Origin of the sequence: Amycolatopsis acididurans, from assembly GCF_012328925.1 — a bacterium.
Classification (GTDB): domain Bacteria; phylum Actinomycetota; class Actinomycetes; order Mycobacteriales; family Pseudonocardiaceae; genus Amycolatopsis_E; species Amycolatopsis_E acididurans.
The window spans coordinates 19,238-34,861 of record NZ_JAAXLS010000033.1; the positions used below are offsets into that span (position 1 = coordinate 19,238).

Below are 15,624 nucleotides of genomic sequence, written 5' to 3' on the forward strand. Positions count from 1 at the left end.
CGCAGCCGGTTGGGCGCGGGCGCCGTATATCACCGTAATTACACCAAGCGATTGGTCGAAAGAAGGAATCACGATGCCGAACGTGCACATCGATCACGTGGCCATGTGCGTCAAGGACCTCGACGTGGCCATCGCGGACTGGAAAGACGTACTGGAGGTACTCGCTCCCGGGCACGCCGCGCACATGACGCGCGGCGAGGGGACCTCGGACGGAACGTCCATGATCTGGGCGACTTTCCAGAACCCGGATCCCACCGGGGTTTCGATCCAGCTGTGGGCACCAGGCGACAGAGACTCATGGGTGCATCGGATGCTCGCCAAGCGCGGCGAGTTCGTGCACCACATCGCGTTCCTGTCGGATGACTTCGGCCACACGGTGCAGCAGTGCCGGGAGGCGGGTATCCCGCTGGTGCTCGAGGAGAACAGCTCGCCCGACACCATGCCGTGGCTGGCGTGGAACTTCGTGCCGCAGGACAAGTGTCACGGCGTCCTGATCGAGCTCGCCACCCGCTACCAGGCCGGCCGCGACCGGTGGCTGCCGCACCCGGGCAACGCGGAGAACACTGAATTGCACGAGCAGCTCACCAAGCAGTTCTCGGTGTGACCGTGGGTGTGCGAGTTCATGTCGACGCCGATATCTGTGAAGAGCACGGGCAGTGCGTCTTCGCGGCCCCGGACATCTTCGACTTGGGCGACGACGGCCTGACCTACGCGATACAGGTCGATGACACACGTGAGCCGGAGGTGCTGGCGGCACAGTCGGCGTGTCCGGTACAGGCGATCAAGCTGACCCGAGTCGGCGCGAGCGGCATGTGAGCAAGTGGAGGCTGTCCGGTCTCGAGGAGGGCCGCTCCTGCTGCAGGGAGCGGCCCTGCACGGCAACGTGCAACGGAGATCCGGCTACCTGATTGACCTGCTTCGCGGGGAGCCCGTGGATTGGGCCGGACGGCGGCATCGCCGGGACAGAAAGTGTCCGTGATCTTGTGGGTGTTGGGTGATCTTGACCACGCTGGGTCGGGTGCTCCTGTTGGGAGGGGTCGAGGCTGACGGAGACAGGCACGGCGGCCGACTCGGCGGCCGAGGCGACGGGTGGTGAGGACGGTCTTGGCAGCGCGAGTTTGATCAACTTCTGAGTTTTGTGTTCCCGGGACTGTCTTCCCAGGTCATCGAACGCGTCGAGGATGGCGCAACTCATGGACCAGCCGTGTAAAGTCGATCAAGCGTTGAAGTGGTTTTCCCAGTTCAGAACAGGTGGGCCGGGCGGGGCTCGAACCCGCGGCCAAGGGATTATGAGTCCCCTGCTCTAACCAACTGAGCTACCGGCCCCGAAGGCGCCCCAGGCCGAGCCGCGTGCGCCTTCACCGTCGACGGTGCTGCGTCCGACGGTGCAGGTCAAGATAGCGCACCAAGCCCTCACCAACCGGCACGGGGCTAGGGCGTGTCTGACAAAGATCTTGGTTGTCGGCTGGGATGCTGTTGGTCGTGTCGCGGTTTCGGTTGTTGTCGGATGAGCAGTGGGCGTTGATCGAGGATTTGTTGCCGGTGCGGACGGGTAGGCCGGGGCGGCCGTTTTCGGATGCGCGGGCGATGGTCGAGGGGATCATTTACCGGTATCGGTGCGGGATCGCGTGGCGGGATGTGCCGGCGGTATTCGGGCCGTGGCAGACGATCTGGACCTGGCATCGGCGGTTGTCGGCAGAGGGTACGTGGGATCGTGTGCTGCAGCGGCTGCTCGCGGCGGCGGAGGCTGCGGGTGAGATCGACTGGGCTATCTCGGTGGACTCCACCATTGCCCGAGCGCATCAGCACGCCACCAACATCACCCGTGTCACAGGGGGCTTCGTCGAACTACACGAATCCTCGGATCGAGCCGCCTGATCACGCGCTGGGCCGTTCACGGGGCGGGCTGTCCACCAAGATTCATGAGCTTGTTGACGGGAACGGGCGGCCACTGGTGGTGTTGCTGACCGCGGGGCAGGCCGGGGACTCGCCGTTGTTCCTGCCTCTCATGCGTCACCTGTCCGTGCCCCGCCCCACCGGAGGACCGGTACGGACCCGACCGGATCGGGTCCGTGGCGACAAGGCGTATTCCTCCCGTGCGATCCGAACCCATCTGCGTACCCGCAAGATCGGTGCGGTGATCCCCGAACCGGCCGACCAGCAAGGTCACCGCAAACGCCGCGGTTCCCGCGGCGGCCGTCCGCCCGCCTTCGACGAAGTCGACTACCGCGGCCGCAACGTCATCGAACGCTACTTCAACCAGCTCAAACACTGGCGCGGCATCGCCACCCGCTTCGACAAACTCGCCACCGTTTACCGCGCGGCCGTCGTACTCCACGCCGTGATCACCTGGACCAACACATTGTCAGACATGACCTAGCGGTCGAGCCGGGGGAACACGACCTGCTCCAGCACGAGTTTGATCGCCGCGGCGACCGGGATGGCTACCAGCACACCGACCAGGCCGAGCATCACGCCCCCGATCAGTGTGGACACGACCGTCACGACGGCCGGCACGCGCACGACGCGGCCGATCACCTTCGGCACGATGATGTAGTCCTCCAGGAACCGGTAGACCAGGATGTAGGCGATCGTGGCGATCGCGCACACCGGCGACACCGACAGCGCGACCAGCGTGACCACGACACCCGCGCTCAGCCAGCCCACGATCGGGATCAGGTCCAGTATCGCGACGAGCAACGACAGCAGCACGGCATACGGGATGCCCCACGGCAGGCACCACGCGAAGATCGCGAGCCCGGCGATCAGTGACGTCAGCAGGTTGCCCAGCACGAACGCGCCGACCTTGGCCAGGATCTCGTCGCCCAGTTCGGTCGCGCGCGGGCGGCGGGTGCGGGGCACGAAGCGGTACAGGAAACTCCGGATCCGCGGCAGGTCGGCCAGGAAGTACAGGCTCAGCACGATCACGGTGAGCGTCGAGACCACCGCGCTGAACACGAACTTCCCGGCCCCGAGCAAGCCCTGGAACAGGTTCGACCCCTGCTGCGCGATCAGGTCGCTCACCCGTTGCTGAATGTGGAACCGGTCGTTGAGGTGCCCCAGAAACGAGCTGTGGTCCTGCAGCTGCCGCGCCAGCTCGGGCAGCTGGTCCACGAACTGCGTCGCCTCCGCGACCAGTGGTGGGATCGCCGCGGCGAGGAACCCGCCGAACAGCCCGAGCGCGGCCAGTGACACGACCGTCACGGCGGCCCACCGCGGCGTGCGCATCCGCAGTAGCCTGCCGACCGCCGGATCCAGGCCGACGGCGACGAATCCCGCCACCCCGATCAGGATCAGCACGTTGAGCGCGGCCAGAACCAGCTGCACGACCCCGTAGGTCACGGCGACACCGGCCGCGCCCACGAGCCCGATCACGAACGGCGAACGACGTTGCCCGGGGACATCGGCCATATGCGGATGGTATTGCCAGCGATCAGGCCGCGCCCGCCGTCCCACCGGGTCGCCTGCCGTTCAGGCCACCGGCCGCCGACCCCAGGCCGAGATCATCGGCGCGGTCGCGAGGTCGAGGGCACCGCCGGCGAGCGCGGCCAGATGGGTCTCGATCTCCTCCTCGGTGGCCAGACCCGCCGCGACCAGGCCGCCGCGCACCTGCCGGATGGTCGCGGCCTCCAGTGCGCGGCAGGCCGGGGAGGCGATGGGGAAGTAGGCGTCGGCGCAGACGCCGGTCAGCCCTGCCGAGCGCAACAGCCGGGGCAGCGTGCGGCCGAAGGACAAGTCCGCGCCCCGCTCGGCGAGCAACTGCCGGAAACTGCGGCGGATCTTGTTCGCCAGCCGCTCCGCGGGACCGGTCTCCTCGGGACAGGCGAGCGGCTGCAGCGCCGTGTCGGCGTCCTCGATCACCAGCCAGCCGCCGGGCCGCAGCGCCGCGACCATCGACCGCAGCGCGCGCTCGCGCTCCGCGACGTGCACGAGCACCAGCCGCGCATGCACGAGATCGAAACCGCCCGGGGGCGGCTCGTCCCGCGCGACGTCGTGCTCGCGTACCTCGATCGGCGCTTCGGCGCGCAGCCAGGACACGTCGATGTCGGTCGCGAGCACGTGGCTGGTGCGCGCGGCCAGCCACCGGGGCACCGACAGCCCGCCGGCGCCGACCTCCCAGCAACGCCAGCCGCTCGTGACGCCGATCGTCTCGAAATGCCGGAACGTCCCCGGGTCGAACAGCTCGGCCAGCGAGCCGAAACGCTCACCGGCCTCGGCCTGCTGGTTGTCCAGGAGGTAGTCGTTCATGCCTGTCCTGTGGTCGAAGCGCGCACCATCAATGTCGGCGGCAGGCGTTCGGACTCGACCTGTTCGCCGCGCATCAACGCGACGAGTTTGGTTAGCCCGCGGTAGCCCATCTCGTGCATGGGGGAGCGGATGGTGGTCAGCGGTACCGGCAGTTCCGCCGCCAGCGGCGTGTCGTTGAACCCGACGATCGCGATGTCATCGCCCACGATCAGCCCGTGGTCGCGCGCGGCACCGATCGCGCCGATCGCGGCGAAGTCGTTCACAGCGAAGATCGCGGACGGAGCTTTGCCTTGTGCCAGCAGGCATTCCGCGGCGGTGCGGCCGCCGGCCGCGTCGAAGCGGGACTCGACGATCCGCGTCGCCGGGATCTCGGCTCCCGCCTCTCGGTAGGTGTTCACGAACCCGGCGGTGCGGTCGATCCCGGTGCTCGCGTACGGCTCGCCCGCGATCACCGCGACGTCGCGATGGCCCAGCGACAGCAGGTGCTCGGCAGCGAGCCGCCCCCCGAGGTAGTCGTCGCAGGTGACCGACGGGTGCTCCCCCGCGCGCCGGCTGACCAGCACGAACGGCACGCCGCGCGCCGCGATCCCGGCGAGGAACTTCGCGTCGATGTAGGCGTCGCCGAAGATCAGCCCGTCGACGCGACGGCCGAGCACCATGTCCGTGCGCGCCCGCTGTACGTCCGGAACGTCGCGGGTGTTCGTGACGAACGTGGACAACCCGTTCTCGGCCGCGGCCTCCTCGATGCCCTCGTAGATGGTGGCCAGCACGATGTCCGACAGCCGCGGCACGAGTACGCCCACCAAGTTGCTGCGCCGTGTGCGCAGGCTCGTCGCGTGCGGATTGGGCCGGTAGCCGAGTTCGTCGGCCAGTTTGCGGATGCGCTCGACGGTCGCGCCGGAGGCGGCGCGCACGCTCTCGTCCGGTTTGGCGTGCAGGACCCGCGAGACGGTGGAAACACTGAGCCCGAGCCGGTCCGCGAGCGTGCGCAGCGTGACTGGTGATGAGTTCTGCGTGCCCACTTAGCCCGGCCCTCCGGCGGTTTGCCTGCTCGTTTCCGATCGTAACAGCGAGTTAATTGACTCCGGCGGTCTGTCATGTGCAGACTACCCAAACGTTTGGGCCAAACGATTGGGTAGCGAAGAGTGACTCATAGATCACTCTAAGGAGGTTTTGGTGGGTAAGGTCGTCGTTCTGTCCACGGGCGGGACCATCGCCTCGCGTCACGACGCGCGAGGGGTGAACCTGGCCAGCGACAACGTGGGTGCGCTGCTGGAGCGCCTGCCGGTCGACGTGGCGGTACCGGTCGAGGGCAGGGACGTGCTGTGCGTCGGCAGCTACCTGCTCGCACCCGCGGACATGGCGGTGATCGCGCGGGAGGTCCGCGCGGCACTCGCCGACGACACGGTGCTCGGGGTCGTCGTCACGCACGGCACCGACACGATGGAGGAAACCGCGTTCCTGACCGAACTCGGGCACGACGATCCGCGCCCGGTCGTGTTCACCGGTGCCCAGCGCCCGGCCGACGCGCCGGACACCGACGGTCCGCGCAACCTCGCCGACGCGATCACGGTCGCGGCCGATCCGCGCTCCCGCGAGCGGGGCGTGCTGATCACGTTCGACGGGGCCGTGTTCGGCGCGCGCGGCACCCGCAAGACGCAAACGCTCGCGGCGGCCGCGTTCGCCGCGCCGGACGCGGGCCCGCTCGGCCAGGTCCGCGAGGGCGTGCTCGCCTACACCGCGCTGCCGGTCCGGTTCCCGCCGGTCGAACCGGCCGAGCTCGGTGGCATCCGGGTCGACATCGTCGCGTTCTACCCCGGCGCCGACGCCGCGGCACTCGATGCGGTCGTCGAGGCGGGTGCCACCGGTGTCGTGCTCGAGGCGACCGGCTCGGGCAACGCCAACCCCCGCATTCGCGACGCGGTCGCCCGGCTGAGCGCGGCCGGTGTCGTCATCGCACTGTCCACCCGTGTCCATTCCGGACCCGTCGCCGGGCTCTACGGCAACGGTGGCGGGGCGGACCTCATCGAGGCGGGCGCGATCCCCACCGGGATGCTGCGCCCGTCGCAAGCCCGGATCCTGCTGACCACCCTGCTGGCCCGCTACCGCGACCCGGTGCGCGTGGCCGAGGAGCTGGCACGGCGCACCGAAAACCCCTTCGGCGCCCGGATCCCCCTCTCGCTCAATGGAAGGAAGTACTGACGTGGCCAAGGAAATTCGTGTCGCCTTCGGGGTCGACGTGGACGCCGTCGCCGGCTGGCTGGGCTCCTACGGCGGCGAGGACTCGCCGTGTGACATCTCGCGTGGCCTGTTCGCCGGCGAGGTCGGCGTACCGCGGCTGCTGAAACTGTTCGAGCGCAACGACGTGCGCACCACGTGGTTCATCCCGGGGCATTCGCTGGAGACCTTCCCCGATCAGACCCGGATGGTCGTCGACGCCGGGCACGAGGTCGGCGCGCACGGCTACTCCCATGAGAACCCGATCGCGATGACCCGCGACCAGGAAAGCGCGATCCTCGACCGCAGCATCGAGCTGATCGAGAAGATCACCGGCAGCGCGCCGACCGGTTACGTCGCGCCGTGGTGGGAGTTCTCGCCGGTGACCAACGAACTCCTGCTCGAACGCGGCATCAAGTACGACCACTCCCTGATGCACAACGACTTCACACCCTACTACGTGCGCGTGGGCGACAGCTGGACGAAGATCGACTACGCGAAACCCGCCGACGAGTGGATGAAGCCGCTCGTACGTGGTGAGGAGACCGGACTGGTCGAGATCCCGGCGAACTGGTACCTCGACGACCTGCCTCCGCTGATGTTCGTCAAGGCCAGCGCGAACAGCCACGGGTTCGTGAACCCGCGCGACCTCGAACAGTTGTGGCGTGACCAGTTCGACTGGGTGTACCAGGAAATGGACTACGCCGCGTTCACCATGACGATTCACCCGGACGTCTCCGGCCGCCCGCAGACCTTGCTCATGCTGCAGCGGCTCATCGACCACATCAACTGCCACGACGGCGTGCGGTGGTCCACTTTCGACGAGATCGCCGACGACTTCCTCGCGCGTTTCCCACGCTCCTGAAACGCCCCGCTCGCCGGCTCGCCACCGCCCTCAACGGACGCGCTTCGCGCGGCAGAAAGGTCCCGCCCATGTCCACCACGGTCCCCACCGGTATGCGCAAGTTCGAGCGGATCGGCGTCAAGGCCACCCGCAAGGCGACGATCATCGCGTTCTTCGCGTGGCTGTTCGCCGTCTACGACTACATCCTGTTCGGCACGCTGCTGCCGCGGATCGCCGACCAGTTCGGCTGGACCGAGGCGACGGCGTCGCTGGTGTCCACTTTGGTCTCCGTCGGCACCGCGATCGTCGCGCTGGCCGTCGGGCCCGTCGTGGACCGGATCGGCCGCCGCCGCGGCATGATCCTCACGGTTTCGGGCACGGCGGTCGCGTCGGCGCTCTCGGCCGCGACGCCGGGCGCCGGATATCTCGTCGGCGTCCGCGCCTTCGGCGGGCTCGGGCTGTCCGAGCAGGCCGTCAACGCGACCTATCTCAACGAGATCTACGCGGTCACCGAGGACGAGAAGATCAAGAAGCACCGCGGGCTCGTGTACAGCCTCGTGCAGGGCGGCTGGCCGCTGGGCGTGCTGGTGGCCTCGGCGTTCGTCGCGATCTTCCTGCCGCTGGTCGGCTGGCGGGGCTGCTTCCTGCTGGCCGTGTTTCCCGCGGTCGTGATCGCGCTCGCCCGCCGCGGCCTCAAGGAAAGCCCGCAGTTCGCACTCGAGAAGCGCCTGCGCGCGCTACGTAAGGAGGGCAAGGCGGCCGAGGCGAGCACGCTGGCGCGCGAGTACGGCGTGAGCGACGAGCCGTCGGCGCCGCTCGCCGCGATCTTCAAGGGCGGCGCGCTGCGCAACACGCTCGTGCTCGGTTTCGCGTGGCTGGTCAACTGGTTCGGCATCCAGGTGTTCAGCGTGCTCGGCACGACCGTGCTCACCGAAGGCAAGGGCGTCAGCTTCACCGGCTCGCTGGTCATGCTCATCGTGATCAACGCGATCGGCTACCTCGGCTACGTGTTCCACGGCTGGATCGGCGACCGCTTCGGCCGCCGGAACGTGATCGCGGTGGGCTGGCTGATCTCGGGCGTGCTGTTCGCGCTGACGCTGACCGTGGCCAGCGGTACGTTCGCGGTGGTGACGCTGTACTCGTTCGGGATGTTCTTCCTGATCGGCCCGTACGCGGCGCTGCTGTTCTACATGGGCGAGTGCTACGACACGCGGTGTCGTGCCACCGGCACGGCGTTCCTCAACGCGCTGTCCCAGCCGGGCGCGATCCTCGCGGGCGTCATCACCACGGCGATGCTCGCCTCGGGCGCGACCTGGAACTCGGCGGCGCTGATCGTCGGTGCGGTCGGCACGTTCGTGTCCGGCCTCGTCATGTTCGCCGCCCGTCGCGTGAAGACCCTGGAGGCGTGATGGAGGTCGCGATCATCAGCGGTGCCGCGAGCGGCATCGGCCGGGCGCTGGCGGTGTCCTACGCCGAGCGCGGGATCCGTTCGGTGGTGGGCACTTTTCCCGGTGACCCGCACGATCCCTACGAGACGGCCGCCGCGGTCAAGGCCGTCGGTGGCGACTGTGTCGTGCACGAGGTCGATGTGCGCGAGTCGTCCCAAGTGGACTCCTTCGCCCAGCGGGCACTGGACGAGTGGGGCCGCCTGGACATCGCGGTCGCCAACGCGGGCGTGCTCCGCAAGGCGGCACTGTCCGAACTGGACGACGCCGCCTGGGACGACCTGCTGCAGGTCGATCTGACCGGTGTGCTGCGGGTTCTGCGTGCGGCGTCGGGGCGGATGAGCGGACCGGGTGCGATGGTGGCGGTGTCCTCGATCGCGGGCGGGGTGTACGGCTGGGGCGAGCACGCGCACTACGGTGCGGCCAAGGCCGGCGTGTTCGGGCTCGTGCGCAGCGTCGCGGTGGAACTCGCACCGCGCGGCATCCGGGTCAACACCGTCGTGCCGGGCTACGTCGTGACGCCGCAGTCGCTCGACCCGGTCAACTCGCTCGGCCCGGACGGGCTGGAACGGGCGGGCCAGGACATTCCGCTCGGCCGCTGCGCCCGCCCCGAGGAGATCGCCGCGGTGATCCGGTTCCTGACCTCGGCGGAGGCTTCGTACCTGACGGGGCAGTCGATCGTCGTCGACGGCGGGCTCACCGTCCGGATGCCCGCGTAAGGAGAACGCGTTGTCGTCACTGGAAAACCGGACCGCCCTCGTCGTCGGCGGTGCGAGCGGCATCGGGCACGCCATCGCCGCCGCGTACGTCAAGGAAGGCGCGCGGGTGGTGGTGGCGGACCGGGCAGAGGCTGCGGGCTTCGACTCGGTCCGCGTCGACGTCGCCGACGAGTCCTCGGTGACCGCCGCCGTCGCGGTGGCCACCGCGACGCTCGGCGCGATCGACATCCTGGTCAACTCGGCGGGCATCCTGACCGAGGCGCCACTGATCGAGATGGACCTCGGCACGTGGTCGCGGACGCTGGCGGTGGACCTGACCGGGGTGTTCCTGTGCTGCCGCCATGTCGTGCCGGGCATGGTGGAGCGCCGGAGCGGCCGCGTCATCAACATCGCGTCGCAGCTGGGCATCAAGGGTGGGAAAGCGCTTTCGCACTACTCCGCCGCGAAAGCGGGTGTGATCGGGCTGACCAAATCGCTCGCGCTCGAGGTCGCCGAGCACGGTGTGCTGGTCAACGCGATCGCGCCCGGGCCCATCGAGACGCCGATGGTCGAGGGCATCACCGAGGACTGGAAGAAGGCCAAGCGTGCCGAACTGCCGCTGGGACGGTTCGGCCGCGCGGAGGAGGTCGCCCCGACGGCGGTCCTGCTGGCCAGCGACCCCGGCGGGAACCTCTTCGTCGGCCAGACGCTGGGCCCCAACTCCGGCGACGTGATGCCCTGATGCCCCGCGAGTCGGGCGTTCCACGTGCGCGAGTCGCCGGTTCCGCGCGGCCGAGTCGGGCGTTGTGGGTGGGCGAGTTCGGGGTTGGTTGCGGTGGGCGGCGTGCGTCGGTGTGTCCGGGGTCGGGGTCAGTGCGCGGTGGGCGATTCGCGTCGGGGTGTTCCGTGTTCGGCCCAGCGCATGGTGGGCGGTCGGTGCCGAGGCGCCTGGTGTCGGTGTCGGCATGTGTGGTGTCGGGGTCGGCACGCGGGTCAGCTGCACCGCCCGGCGAGCCGGCCGACGGCAACGAGGCCGTCTGATGTGCGGGGCGTGCGGGGAACGGAGCGTGGCGGACTGGGCGCGCCCCTTCCTCGCGAGCCTGCCCGCCCGGAACGCGGTCGCGACCGCGGTGAAACCGTTCGCACGACCGGGTTTGCGGGTGAACGTCCACGGGGGAGGCTGGCTGGTCACGGCACCGACCGGCCGCACCTTCGCTTGCGACGGTCTCACCGAACTCGCCGCCGCCGCCCGGCCCTGGCTGGCCGAGCCCGGGGAGTTCGTGCCGCGCGGCTCCGGAACCGTGAGGGTGCCGGAGCCCGACGCCCGGCGCGGCGTGCGGATACGGATCGATCCGAACGTGCCCAAGCGATGGCTCGGCGACGAGGTCGTGGTGCCCGACGCCGATACGGCGCGCCGCGTGTACGAGCAGCTCAGCCGCCCACCGTGGTCGCTGCGCCACTACCTCGCGCCGTCCGGCCCGGCTCAGCTGTCCGTGCCGGAACCGGGCTCGGCGGCGGATCTGCTGGTGTGGCTGCAACTCGCCCGGCCCAGCGCCCTCACCGCGCGCTGCCCGCTCGACGCCACGTGGCACCTGGACGTCGAGATCCGCGACGGTCACGTCGTGCGGGCGTGCGCCTGCAGGTAACGCGCGAACCGCTCGTCGACCGCCTGCGCGGTGAGCCCGAAGTCCTCCAGCGTGTAGCGGTGCGACGGGCGGGCCGCGCCGGACGTGCTCTGCGCGTGCAGTGAGGTCATCGCCGTACGGGCCTCGTCCGAGAGCGGCATCCCGAAGTGCCGGTACACCGACTCGACCGTGCCGATCGGGTCGGCGACGAAGTCCTCGTAGTACACGTCGCAGAACTGCGCCTGGTCGTAGCGGGCGCGCGCGTCGAGGAACGTCTCGGCGCCGCGTGCCCACAGCTCCAGCTGATCCTGCCCGACGACGGAGCCGCGGAACACCGTCGACCAGTCCGCCGAGGCCTGCGCGTTGAGGCTGCACACCGACGCGGTGATCGTGCGCGGCGCGCGATGCGTCTGGATCACCAGCGCGTCCGGGTACACCGCGAGCAGCGCGTCGAGGGCGAAGAGGTGACTCGGGTTCTTCAGCACCCATCGCTTGTCCTTGTCCGGCAGGCCGATGAGCTGCAGGTTCCGCCGGTGCCGGCGGTACGCGCCGGTCCAGTCCTGGCGCGCCAGCCAGTCCGAGTACGCCGGCAGGTGCGCGAGGCACTCGTAGGACACCGACATCGCCGACTGCCGCAGCAGCTGCCAGCATTCCTCGACCTGCTCGGCCGAGGAATGGTGCACGCCCATGAACTCGGGATTCTCGATGTGGTGCTGCTCGTATCCGGCCTGGATCCGCTGGAACACCGGGTTGTCCGCCCACGTCTCGCGCGGCGGACGCGGCTGCGGGACCTCGGTGAGCCACACCTCCAGGCCCTGATGCGCCGGGTCGGCGGCCAGCAGCCGGTGCAGGGCCGTCGTGCCCGTCCTCGGCAGGCCGGTCACGAACACCGGCCGCTCGATCGGCACGTCGGCGTGCTCGGGGAAGCTCTTCCACGCCGTCTCGCTCAGCAGCCGCGCCACGAGCGCACCCCGCAGGAACGCGCGTTTGACCTTGCGGCCGAACGGCGTCAGTCCGGCGTCGCGTTGGTAGGACTCCAGCAGCACCGCCAGGCCCTCGCGGTAGTCGTCGTCACCGAAGTCGTCCAGCCCGGTGAACCTGGTCGCGGAGGCGTGCAGATCCTCCACCGTGCCAACGTTTTCCCGCTCGCTCATACGTGGTACTCCCCGCCGTTGACGTCGAGGCACTGCCCGGTGATCGCGCGCGCCATGTCGGAGGCGAGGAACACCGCGGCGTCGGCGATCTCGTCCGGTTCGGGCAGCTTGCGCAGGTCGATCGTGGCCGCGGTCTCGGCGTACACCTCTTCCGGCGTCACGCCGCGTTCCTTGGCCAGGTACGCGAAGTAGAACTTGAGATTGTCGGCCCAGATGTAGCCCGGTGCGACCGAATTGACCCGGATCCCGCGCGGCCCGATCTCGGTGGCGAGGCTCTGGGCGAGCGCGAGCAGGCTCGATTTCGCCATCTTGTACGGCCCGAACAGGCGCCGCGAATGCCGCAGCACCGCTGAATTGATCATCACGACGGAGCCACGCGTCTTTTCCAGCGACGGCACGAACAACCTGCTCAGCCGCAGCGCGGCGAGCACGTTCGTCTCGAACGCCGCGCGCACCGCGTCCAGGTCGACGTCCACCAGATCGGTCATCGGCGGCATCGCGAACGCGTTGTTCACCACCGCGTCCACCCGGCCGAAAGCGTCCAGAGTGGACTCCACGAGCCGCTGCGCCGCGGCGTCGTCGTTGATGTCGGTGGGCACCACGACCGCGCGCCGGCCCAGTTCGGCGATTTCCTTGGCCACCGCGGTCAGCCGCGATTCGGTGCGCGCGGCGAGCACCACGTCCGCGCCCGCGTGCGCGCTGCGCACCGCGAGCGCGCGGCCCAGCCCGGGCCCGATGCCGGATACCACGACCACCTTGTCGCGCAACAACATCAGCCGAGCATCCTCGTCGCCACGGCGGCCTGCCGGGCCGCGATCCGGTTCGCGAACTCCTCGCGCGTGATCGTCTGGTCGTAGGGCAGCCGGGCGGCGACCTCGGAGACCGGCACGATCTCGACTTCGGGACCGTCGTCCGGTTTGAGGTCACGCGAGAGACGCTGCCAGCGGATCTGCAGGATCCCGCGCCGGTGCCCGGTGCGTTCCAGCCAGTTCGTCACGCCGGGATCGCGCTCGCTGACCACGAACCGGATCTTGCCGTCGGGGTCGGTGTGCGCCTGGTCGGCGGTGAGGCTGGTCTGGTGGTTGAGATAGTCCAGCGAGACGTACCACATGCTGCCGAGCTGGATGCCCTGGTACGGCGCGTCGGACTTCGGGACCGTGATGATCATCGCCTGGTCGTCGTCGAGGTCGTAGTGCCCCACCGAGGAGAACTGCGTGGACAGCCCGCCCGGTGTCGAACGCGGCTCGGTCATCGTGTTCACCGGAAGATCGAGATAGAACCACTTCGGGAACGCCAGGAACGTCTTCAGCCGCGACAGCAGGATCTTGCCCGCGACGCCGTAGCGTTTCTCCAGCGTGTCCCGCGCCAGGGGCGGCGGCGCCTGGCCGGCCCGGTCCGCGCGGCGGATACGGATCGTGCCGCGCTGCTCGCGGGCCCAGTCGCTGTAGACCTCACGGACGACCAGCATCGCCGAACCGGGGCCGAGCGTGAAGTAGTTCGGCCCCGCCTTGCCGGGGCCGAACCTGATCTCGTAGCTGCCGTCCGGGGCGATCTCGAACTCGCGGTCGTCGAACGCGGTGAGGCTGTCCGGGACGTCGACGGGGGAGTAGTCGCCGTCGAGGATCTGGAAGCTCAGATCCCGTGTGGTGCCGCGCGTTCCGGTCACCACGTACTCCGCGTCCGGGCGCAGGTAGGAGTGGAAGTAGAGCGTGTCGGGGTTGTCCAGGCCCATCTTGGTGTACGGGCCGGTGGAGGCCACGAAATACGGGAAGTCGCGCTCGTAGGCCCAGGCCAGCTGCAGCGAGCCGCGGATGCTGCCCGCGAGGTAGTCGTAGCCCTCGACGAGGTCCTGCTCCCCGGCGATGAACTCGGCGCCCTCGATGACCTTCTCGGCTTCCCGGACGGCTTCGGCGAAGGACTCGGTGATCATGTGGCGGCCGTCCAGCGGTTCGAGGTGATCTTCAGCGACGGCACGTCCTTGAGCGAGTACATGACCTCGTAGGTGCGGGTGTAGCCGGTGTGCGTGATGCGCCAGCGGCCGTCCTCGCAGCGGCGGTAGGTGTCCTCGTAGAAGGCCGCGCCCGCGATCACCACCTGGTGCTCGGTGGCGATCACCTTGTCCTCGAAGGCCCAGGTCCCGGTCGCGGTGCCGCCGTCGATGTCGATCTCCGGCTGGGTCGCGAAGTGGGTCGTGATGAGGCCGGGGCCCAGCCGCTCGCGCAGGAACCCGATGATCTCCTCACGGCCGGTGAGGCTGAGCGGATCGCCGTAGGTGGGCGTGCCGTAGTGCGCGGTGGCCTCGGGGGCGAGCGTGTCGGCCAGCTCGTCCCACAACTTCAGGTCCACACACCGCAGGTAGGCGTGCTTCACGCGTTTGATCTCTTCGAGCGCGACGAGGTCCATGCCCATCAGAATGCTCTCATCGGTTGACCGATAGCAAGAACGTGTTCTAATTTTCTTCGGGTGACCAGCGTGTACGAGCTGTCTCACCTCGAGACGCTCGAAGCCGAGTCCGTGCACGTCCTGCGGGAGGTGGCGGCGACCTTCGAGCGACCCGCGCTGCTGTTCTCCGGCGGCAAGGACTCGGTGGTGATGTTGCATCTGGCGGCGAAGGCGTTCTGGCCCGCCGCATTGCCCTTCCCGGTGTTGCATGTGGACACCGGGCACAACTTCGACGAGGTGATCGCCTTCCGCGACCGGGCCGTGCGTGAGCTCGGCGTGCGGCTGCTCGTCGGGAGCGTGCAGGACGACATCGACGCGGGCCGGGTGAGCGAGGAGACCGGTCCGCGTGCGTCCAGGAACAGGTTGCAGACGGTCACCTTGCTGCGGTCGATCCGCGAGCACGGGTTCGACGCGGTCTTCGGCGGCGCCCGGCGCGACGAGGAGAAGGCCAGGGCCAAGGAACGCGTCTTCAGCTTCCGCGACGAGTTCGGCCAGTGGGATCCGCGTAATCAGCGGCCCGAGCTGTGGAACCTGTACAACGGCAGGCATCGCAAGGGTGAGCACATCCGGGTCTTCCCGCTGTCGAACTGGACCGAGCTGGACATCTGGTCCTACATCCTGGCCGAGGGCATCGAGCTGCCCTCCATCTACTACGCGCACCGGCGGCAGGTCGTGCAGCGTGACGGGATGCTGCTCGCCCGCACCCGTTTCCTGACCCTGCTCGAGGGCGAAAGTCCCTACGAGGCAACGGTTCGCTTCCGGACCGTGGGCGATGCGACCTGTACCGGCTGCGTCGAGTCCACCGCCGCCACCCCGCGGGACGTGGTCGCCGAGGTGGCCGCCACCCGGCTCACGGAGCGTGGCGCGACCCGCGCCGACGACCGGATTTCCGAGTCGGGAATGGAAGACCGCAAGCGGGAAGGCTACTTCTAGGAGGCCGGCATGATCGAC

At 69.1% G+C, this 15,624-nt stretch carries 17 protein-coding genes and 1 tRNA gene; 10 read left to right on the top strand and 8 right to left on the bottom strand.

What is annotated here, in order from left to right; translation table 11 throughout:
• The first annotated feature begins 73 nt into the window (after positions 1-73).
• Positions 74-604, top strand: a complete 531-nt coding sequence (locus tag HFP15_RS30615; protein ID WP_168520262.1) for a VOC family protein — start codon at positions 74-76, stop codon at positions 602-604.
• Complete coding sequence (locus HFP15_RS30620; protein WP_312871825.1) at positions 601-816, top strand: ferredoxin; 216 nt, start codon at positions 601-603, stop codon at positions 814-816. The genes HFP15_RS30615 and HFP15_RS30620 overlap by 4 nt, the downstream gene beginning before the upstream one ends.
• Before the next feature lie 436 nt (positions 817-1,252).
• Here HFP15_RS30620 and HFP15_RS30625 read toward each other — a convergent pair.
• Positions 1,253-1,326, bottom strand: a tRNA-Ile gene (locus HFP15_RS30625).
• 156 nt (positions 1,327-1,482) lie between these two features.
• Between HFP15_RS30625 and HFP15_RS30630 the strand changes: the two genes are divergently transcribed.
• Positions 1,483-2,380, top strand: a protein-coding gene (locus HFP15_RS30630) for an IS5 family transposase (RefSeq protein WP_376768907.1) whose coding sequence is annotated in 2 segments (ribosomal slippage) — positions 1,483-1,832 and positions 1,831-2,380 — 900 coding nt in all. Because the reading frame shifts where the segments join, the coding sequence is not laid out codon by codon here.
• Here HFP15_RS30630 and HFP15_RS30635 read toward each other — a convergent pair.
• Genes HFP15_RS30635 through HFP15_RS30645 form a run of 3 tightly spaced genes read right to left on the bottom strand, consistent with a single transcriptional unit; the run spans position 2,377 to position 5,270 of the window.
• Positions 2,377-3,411 carry an AI-2E family transporter gene (locus HFP15_RS30635; RefSeq protein WP_168520263.1) on the bottom strand — a complete coding sequence of 345 codons (1,035 nt, stop codon included), beginning with the start codon at positions 3,409-3,411 and terminating at the stop codon, positions 2,377-2,379. The two genes, HFP15_RS30630 and HFP15_RS30635, sit on opposite strands and share 4 nt — an antisense overlap.
• Positions 3,412-3,471: 60 nt before the next feature.
• A complete protein-coding gene (locus HFP15_RS30640) occupies positions 3,472-4,248 on the bottom strand; it encodes a class I SAM-dependent methyltransferase (RefSeq protein WP_168520264.1) in 777 nt (258 codons plus the stop codon).
• On the bottom strand, positions 4,245-5,270 hold the full coding sequence (locus HFP15_RS30645; protein ID WP_168520265.1) for a LacI family DNA-binding transcriptional regulator: 1,026 nt from the start codon (positions 5,268-5,270) through the stop codon (positions 4,245-4,247). Before HFP15_RS30645 ends, HFP15_RS30640 begins: the two co-directional genes overlap by 4 nt.
• A gap of 154 nt (positions 5,271-5,424) precedes the next feature.
• Here HFP15_RS30645 and HFP15_RS30650 point away from each other — a divergent pair, with 154 nt between their 5' ends.
• The 6 genes from HFP15_RS30650 to HFP15_RS30675 all read left to right on the top strand — a co-directional run bounded on the left by HFP15_RS30650 (position 5,425) and on the right by HFP15_RS30675 (position 11,098).
• Positions 5,425-6,450: an asparaginase gene (locus tag HFP15_RS30650; RefSeq protein ID WP_168520266.1), complete on the top strand. Its 1,026-nt coding sequence runs from the start codon at positions 5,425-5,427 to the stop codon at positions 6,448-6,450.
• Position 6,451: 1 nt separating this feature from the next.
• The gene (locus tag HFP15_RS30655) at positions 6,452-7,330 is read left to right on the top strand and encodes a polysaccharide deacetylase family protein (protein WP_168520267.1); all 879 of its coding nucleotides are present in this window, start codon (positions 6,452-6,454) and stop codon (positions 7,328-7,330) included.
• Positions 7,331-7,398: 68 nt separating this feature from the next.
• Positions 7,399-8,718 (top strand): MFS transporter, encoded by a 1,320-nt coding sequence (locus HFP15_RS30660; protein WP_168520268.1) that lies wholly within the window; start codon positions 7,399-7,401, stop codon positions 8,716-8,718.
• On the top strand, positions 8,718-9,473 hold the full coding sequence (locus tag HFP15_RS30665) for an SDR family NAD(P)-dependent oxidoreductase (protein WP_168520269.1): 756 nt from the start codon (positions 8,718-8,720) through the stop codon (positions 9,471-9,473). The genes HFP15_RS30660 and HFP15_RS30665 overlap by 1 nt, the downstream gene beginning before the upstream one ends.
• 10 nt (positions 9,474-9,483) lie before the next feature.
• Positions 9,484-10,194: an SDR family NAD(P)-dependent oxidoreductase gene (locus HFP15_RS30670; RefSeq protein ID WP_168520270.1), complete on the top strand. Its 711-nt coding sequence runs from the start codon at positions 9,484-9,486 to the stop codon at positions 10,192-10,194.
• Positions 10,195-10,519: 325 nt separating this feature from the next.
• The gene (locus tag HFP15_RS30675) at positions 10,520-11,098 is read left to right on the top strand and encodes a hypothetical protein (RefSeq protein ID WP_168520271.1); all 579 of its coding nucleotides are present in this window, start codon (positions 10,520-10,522) and stop codon (positions 11,096-11,098) included.
• On the opposite strand, the gene HFP15_RS30680 is transcribed toward HFP15_RS30675, so the two are convergent.
• From HFP15_RS30680 to HFP15_RS30695, 4 genes are read right to left on the bottom strand one after another with little or no spacing between them, the layout of a single operon-like run.
• Positions 11,068-12,231, bottom strand: coding sequence for a sulfotransferase family protein (locus HFP15_RS30680; protein ID WP_168520272.1), 1,164 nt, complete (start codon positions 12,229-12,231; stop codon positions 11,068-11,070). The genes HFP15_RS30675 and HFP15_RS30680 overlap by 31 nt on opposite strands.
• The gene (locus tag HFP15_RS30685) at positions 12,228-13,004 is read right to left on the bottom strand and encodes an SDR family oxidoreductase (RefSeq protein WP_168520273.1); all 777 of its coding nucleotides are present in this window, start codon (positions 13,002-13,004) and stop codon (positions 12,228-12,230) included. Before HFP15_RS30685 ends, HFP15_RS30680 begins: the two co-directional genes overlap by 4 nt.
• Entirely contained in the window at positions 13,004-14,161 is a 1,158-nt protein-coding gene (locus HFP15_RS30690) for a hypothetical protein (RefSeq protein WP_168520274.1), read from the bottom strand. Before HFP15_RS30690 ends, HFP15_RS30685 begins: the two co-directional genes overlap by 1 nt.
• Positions 14,158-14,634, bottom strand: coding sequence for a nuclear transport factor 2 family protein (locus HFP15_RS30695; RefSeq protein ID WP_168520275.1), 477 nt, complete (start codon positions 14,632-14,634; stop codon positions 14,158-14,160). The genes HFP15_RS30690 and HFP15_RS30695 overlap by 4 nt, the downstream gene beginning before the upstream one ends.
• A 60-nt stretch (positions 14,635-14,694) precedes the next feature.
• On the opposite strand from HFP15_RS30695, the gene cysD reads away from it, so the two are divergent.
• A complete protein-coding gene (gene cysD / locus HFP15_RS30700; RefSeq protein ID WP_168520276.1) occupies positions 14,695-15,606 on the top strand; it encodes a sulfate adenylyltransferase subunit CysD in 912 nt (303 codons plus the stop codon).
• Positions 15,607-15,624 lie beyond the last annotated feature (18 nt).

Bases quoted from the DNA above. Each gene is read 5' to 3' on its own strand.
- HFP15_RS30615 (WP_168520262.1), top strand. From the start codon at position 74: ATGCCGAACGTGCACATCGATCACGTGGCCATGTGCGTCAAGGACCTC.
- HFP15_RS30635 (WP_168520263.1), bottom strand. From the start codon at position 3,411: ATGGCCGATGTCCCCGGGCAACGTCGTTCGCCGTTCGTGATCGGGCTC.
- HFP15_RS30640 (WP_168520264.1), bottom strand. From the start codon at position 4,248: ATGAACGACTACCTCCTGGACAACCAGCAGGCCGAGGCCGGTGAGCGT.
- HFP15_RS30660 (WP_168520268.1), top strand. From the start codon at position 7,399: ATGTCCACCACGGTCCCCACCGGTATGCGCAAGTTCGAGCGGATCGGC.
- HFP15_RS30665 (WP_168520269.1), top strand. From the start codon at position 8,718: ATGGAGGTCGCGATCATCAGCGGTGCCGCGAGCGGCATCGGCCGGGCG.
- HFP15_RS30680 (WP_168520272.1), bottom strand. From the start codon at position 12,231: ATGAGCGAGCGGGAAAACGTTGGCACGGTGGAGGATCTGCACGCCTCC.
- HFP15_RS30685 (WP_168520273.1), bottom strand. From the start codon at position 13,004: ATGTTGTTGCGCGACAAGGTGGTCGTGGTATCCGGCATCGGGCCCGGG.
- HFP15_RS30690 (WP_168520274.1), bottom strand. From the start codon at position 14,161: ATGATCACCGAGTCCTTCGCCGAAGCCGTCCGGGAAGCCGAGAAGGTC.
- HFP15_RS30695 (WP_168520275.1), bottom strand. From the start codon at position 14,634: ATGGACCTCGTCGCGCTCGAAGAGATCAAACGCGTGAAGCACGCCTAC.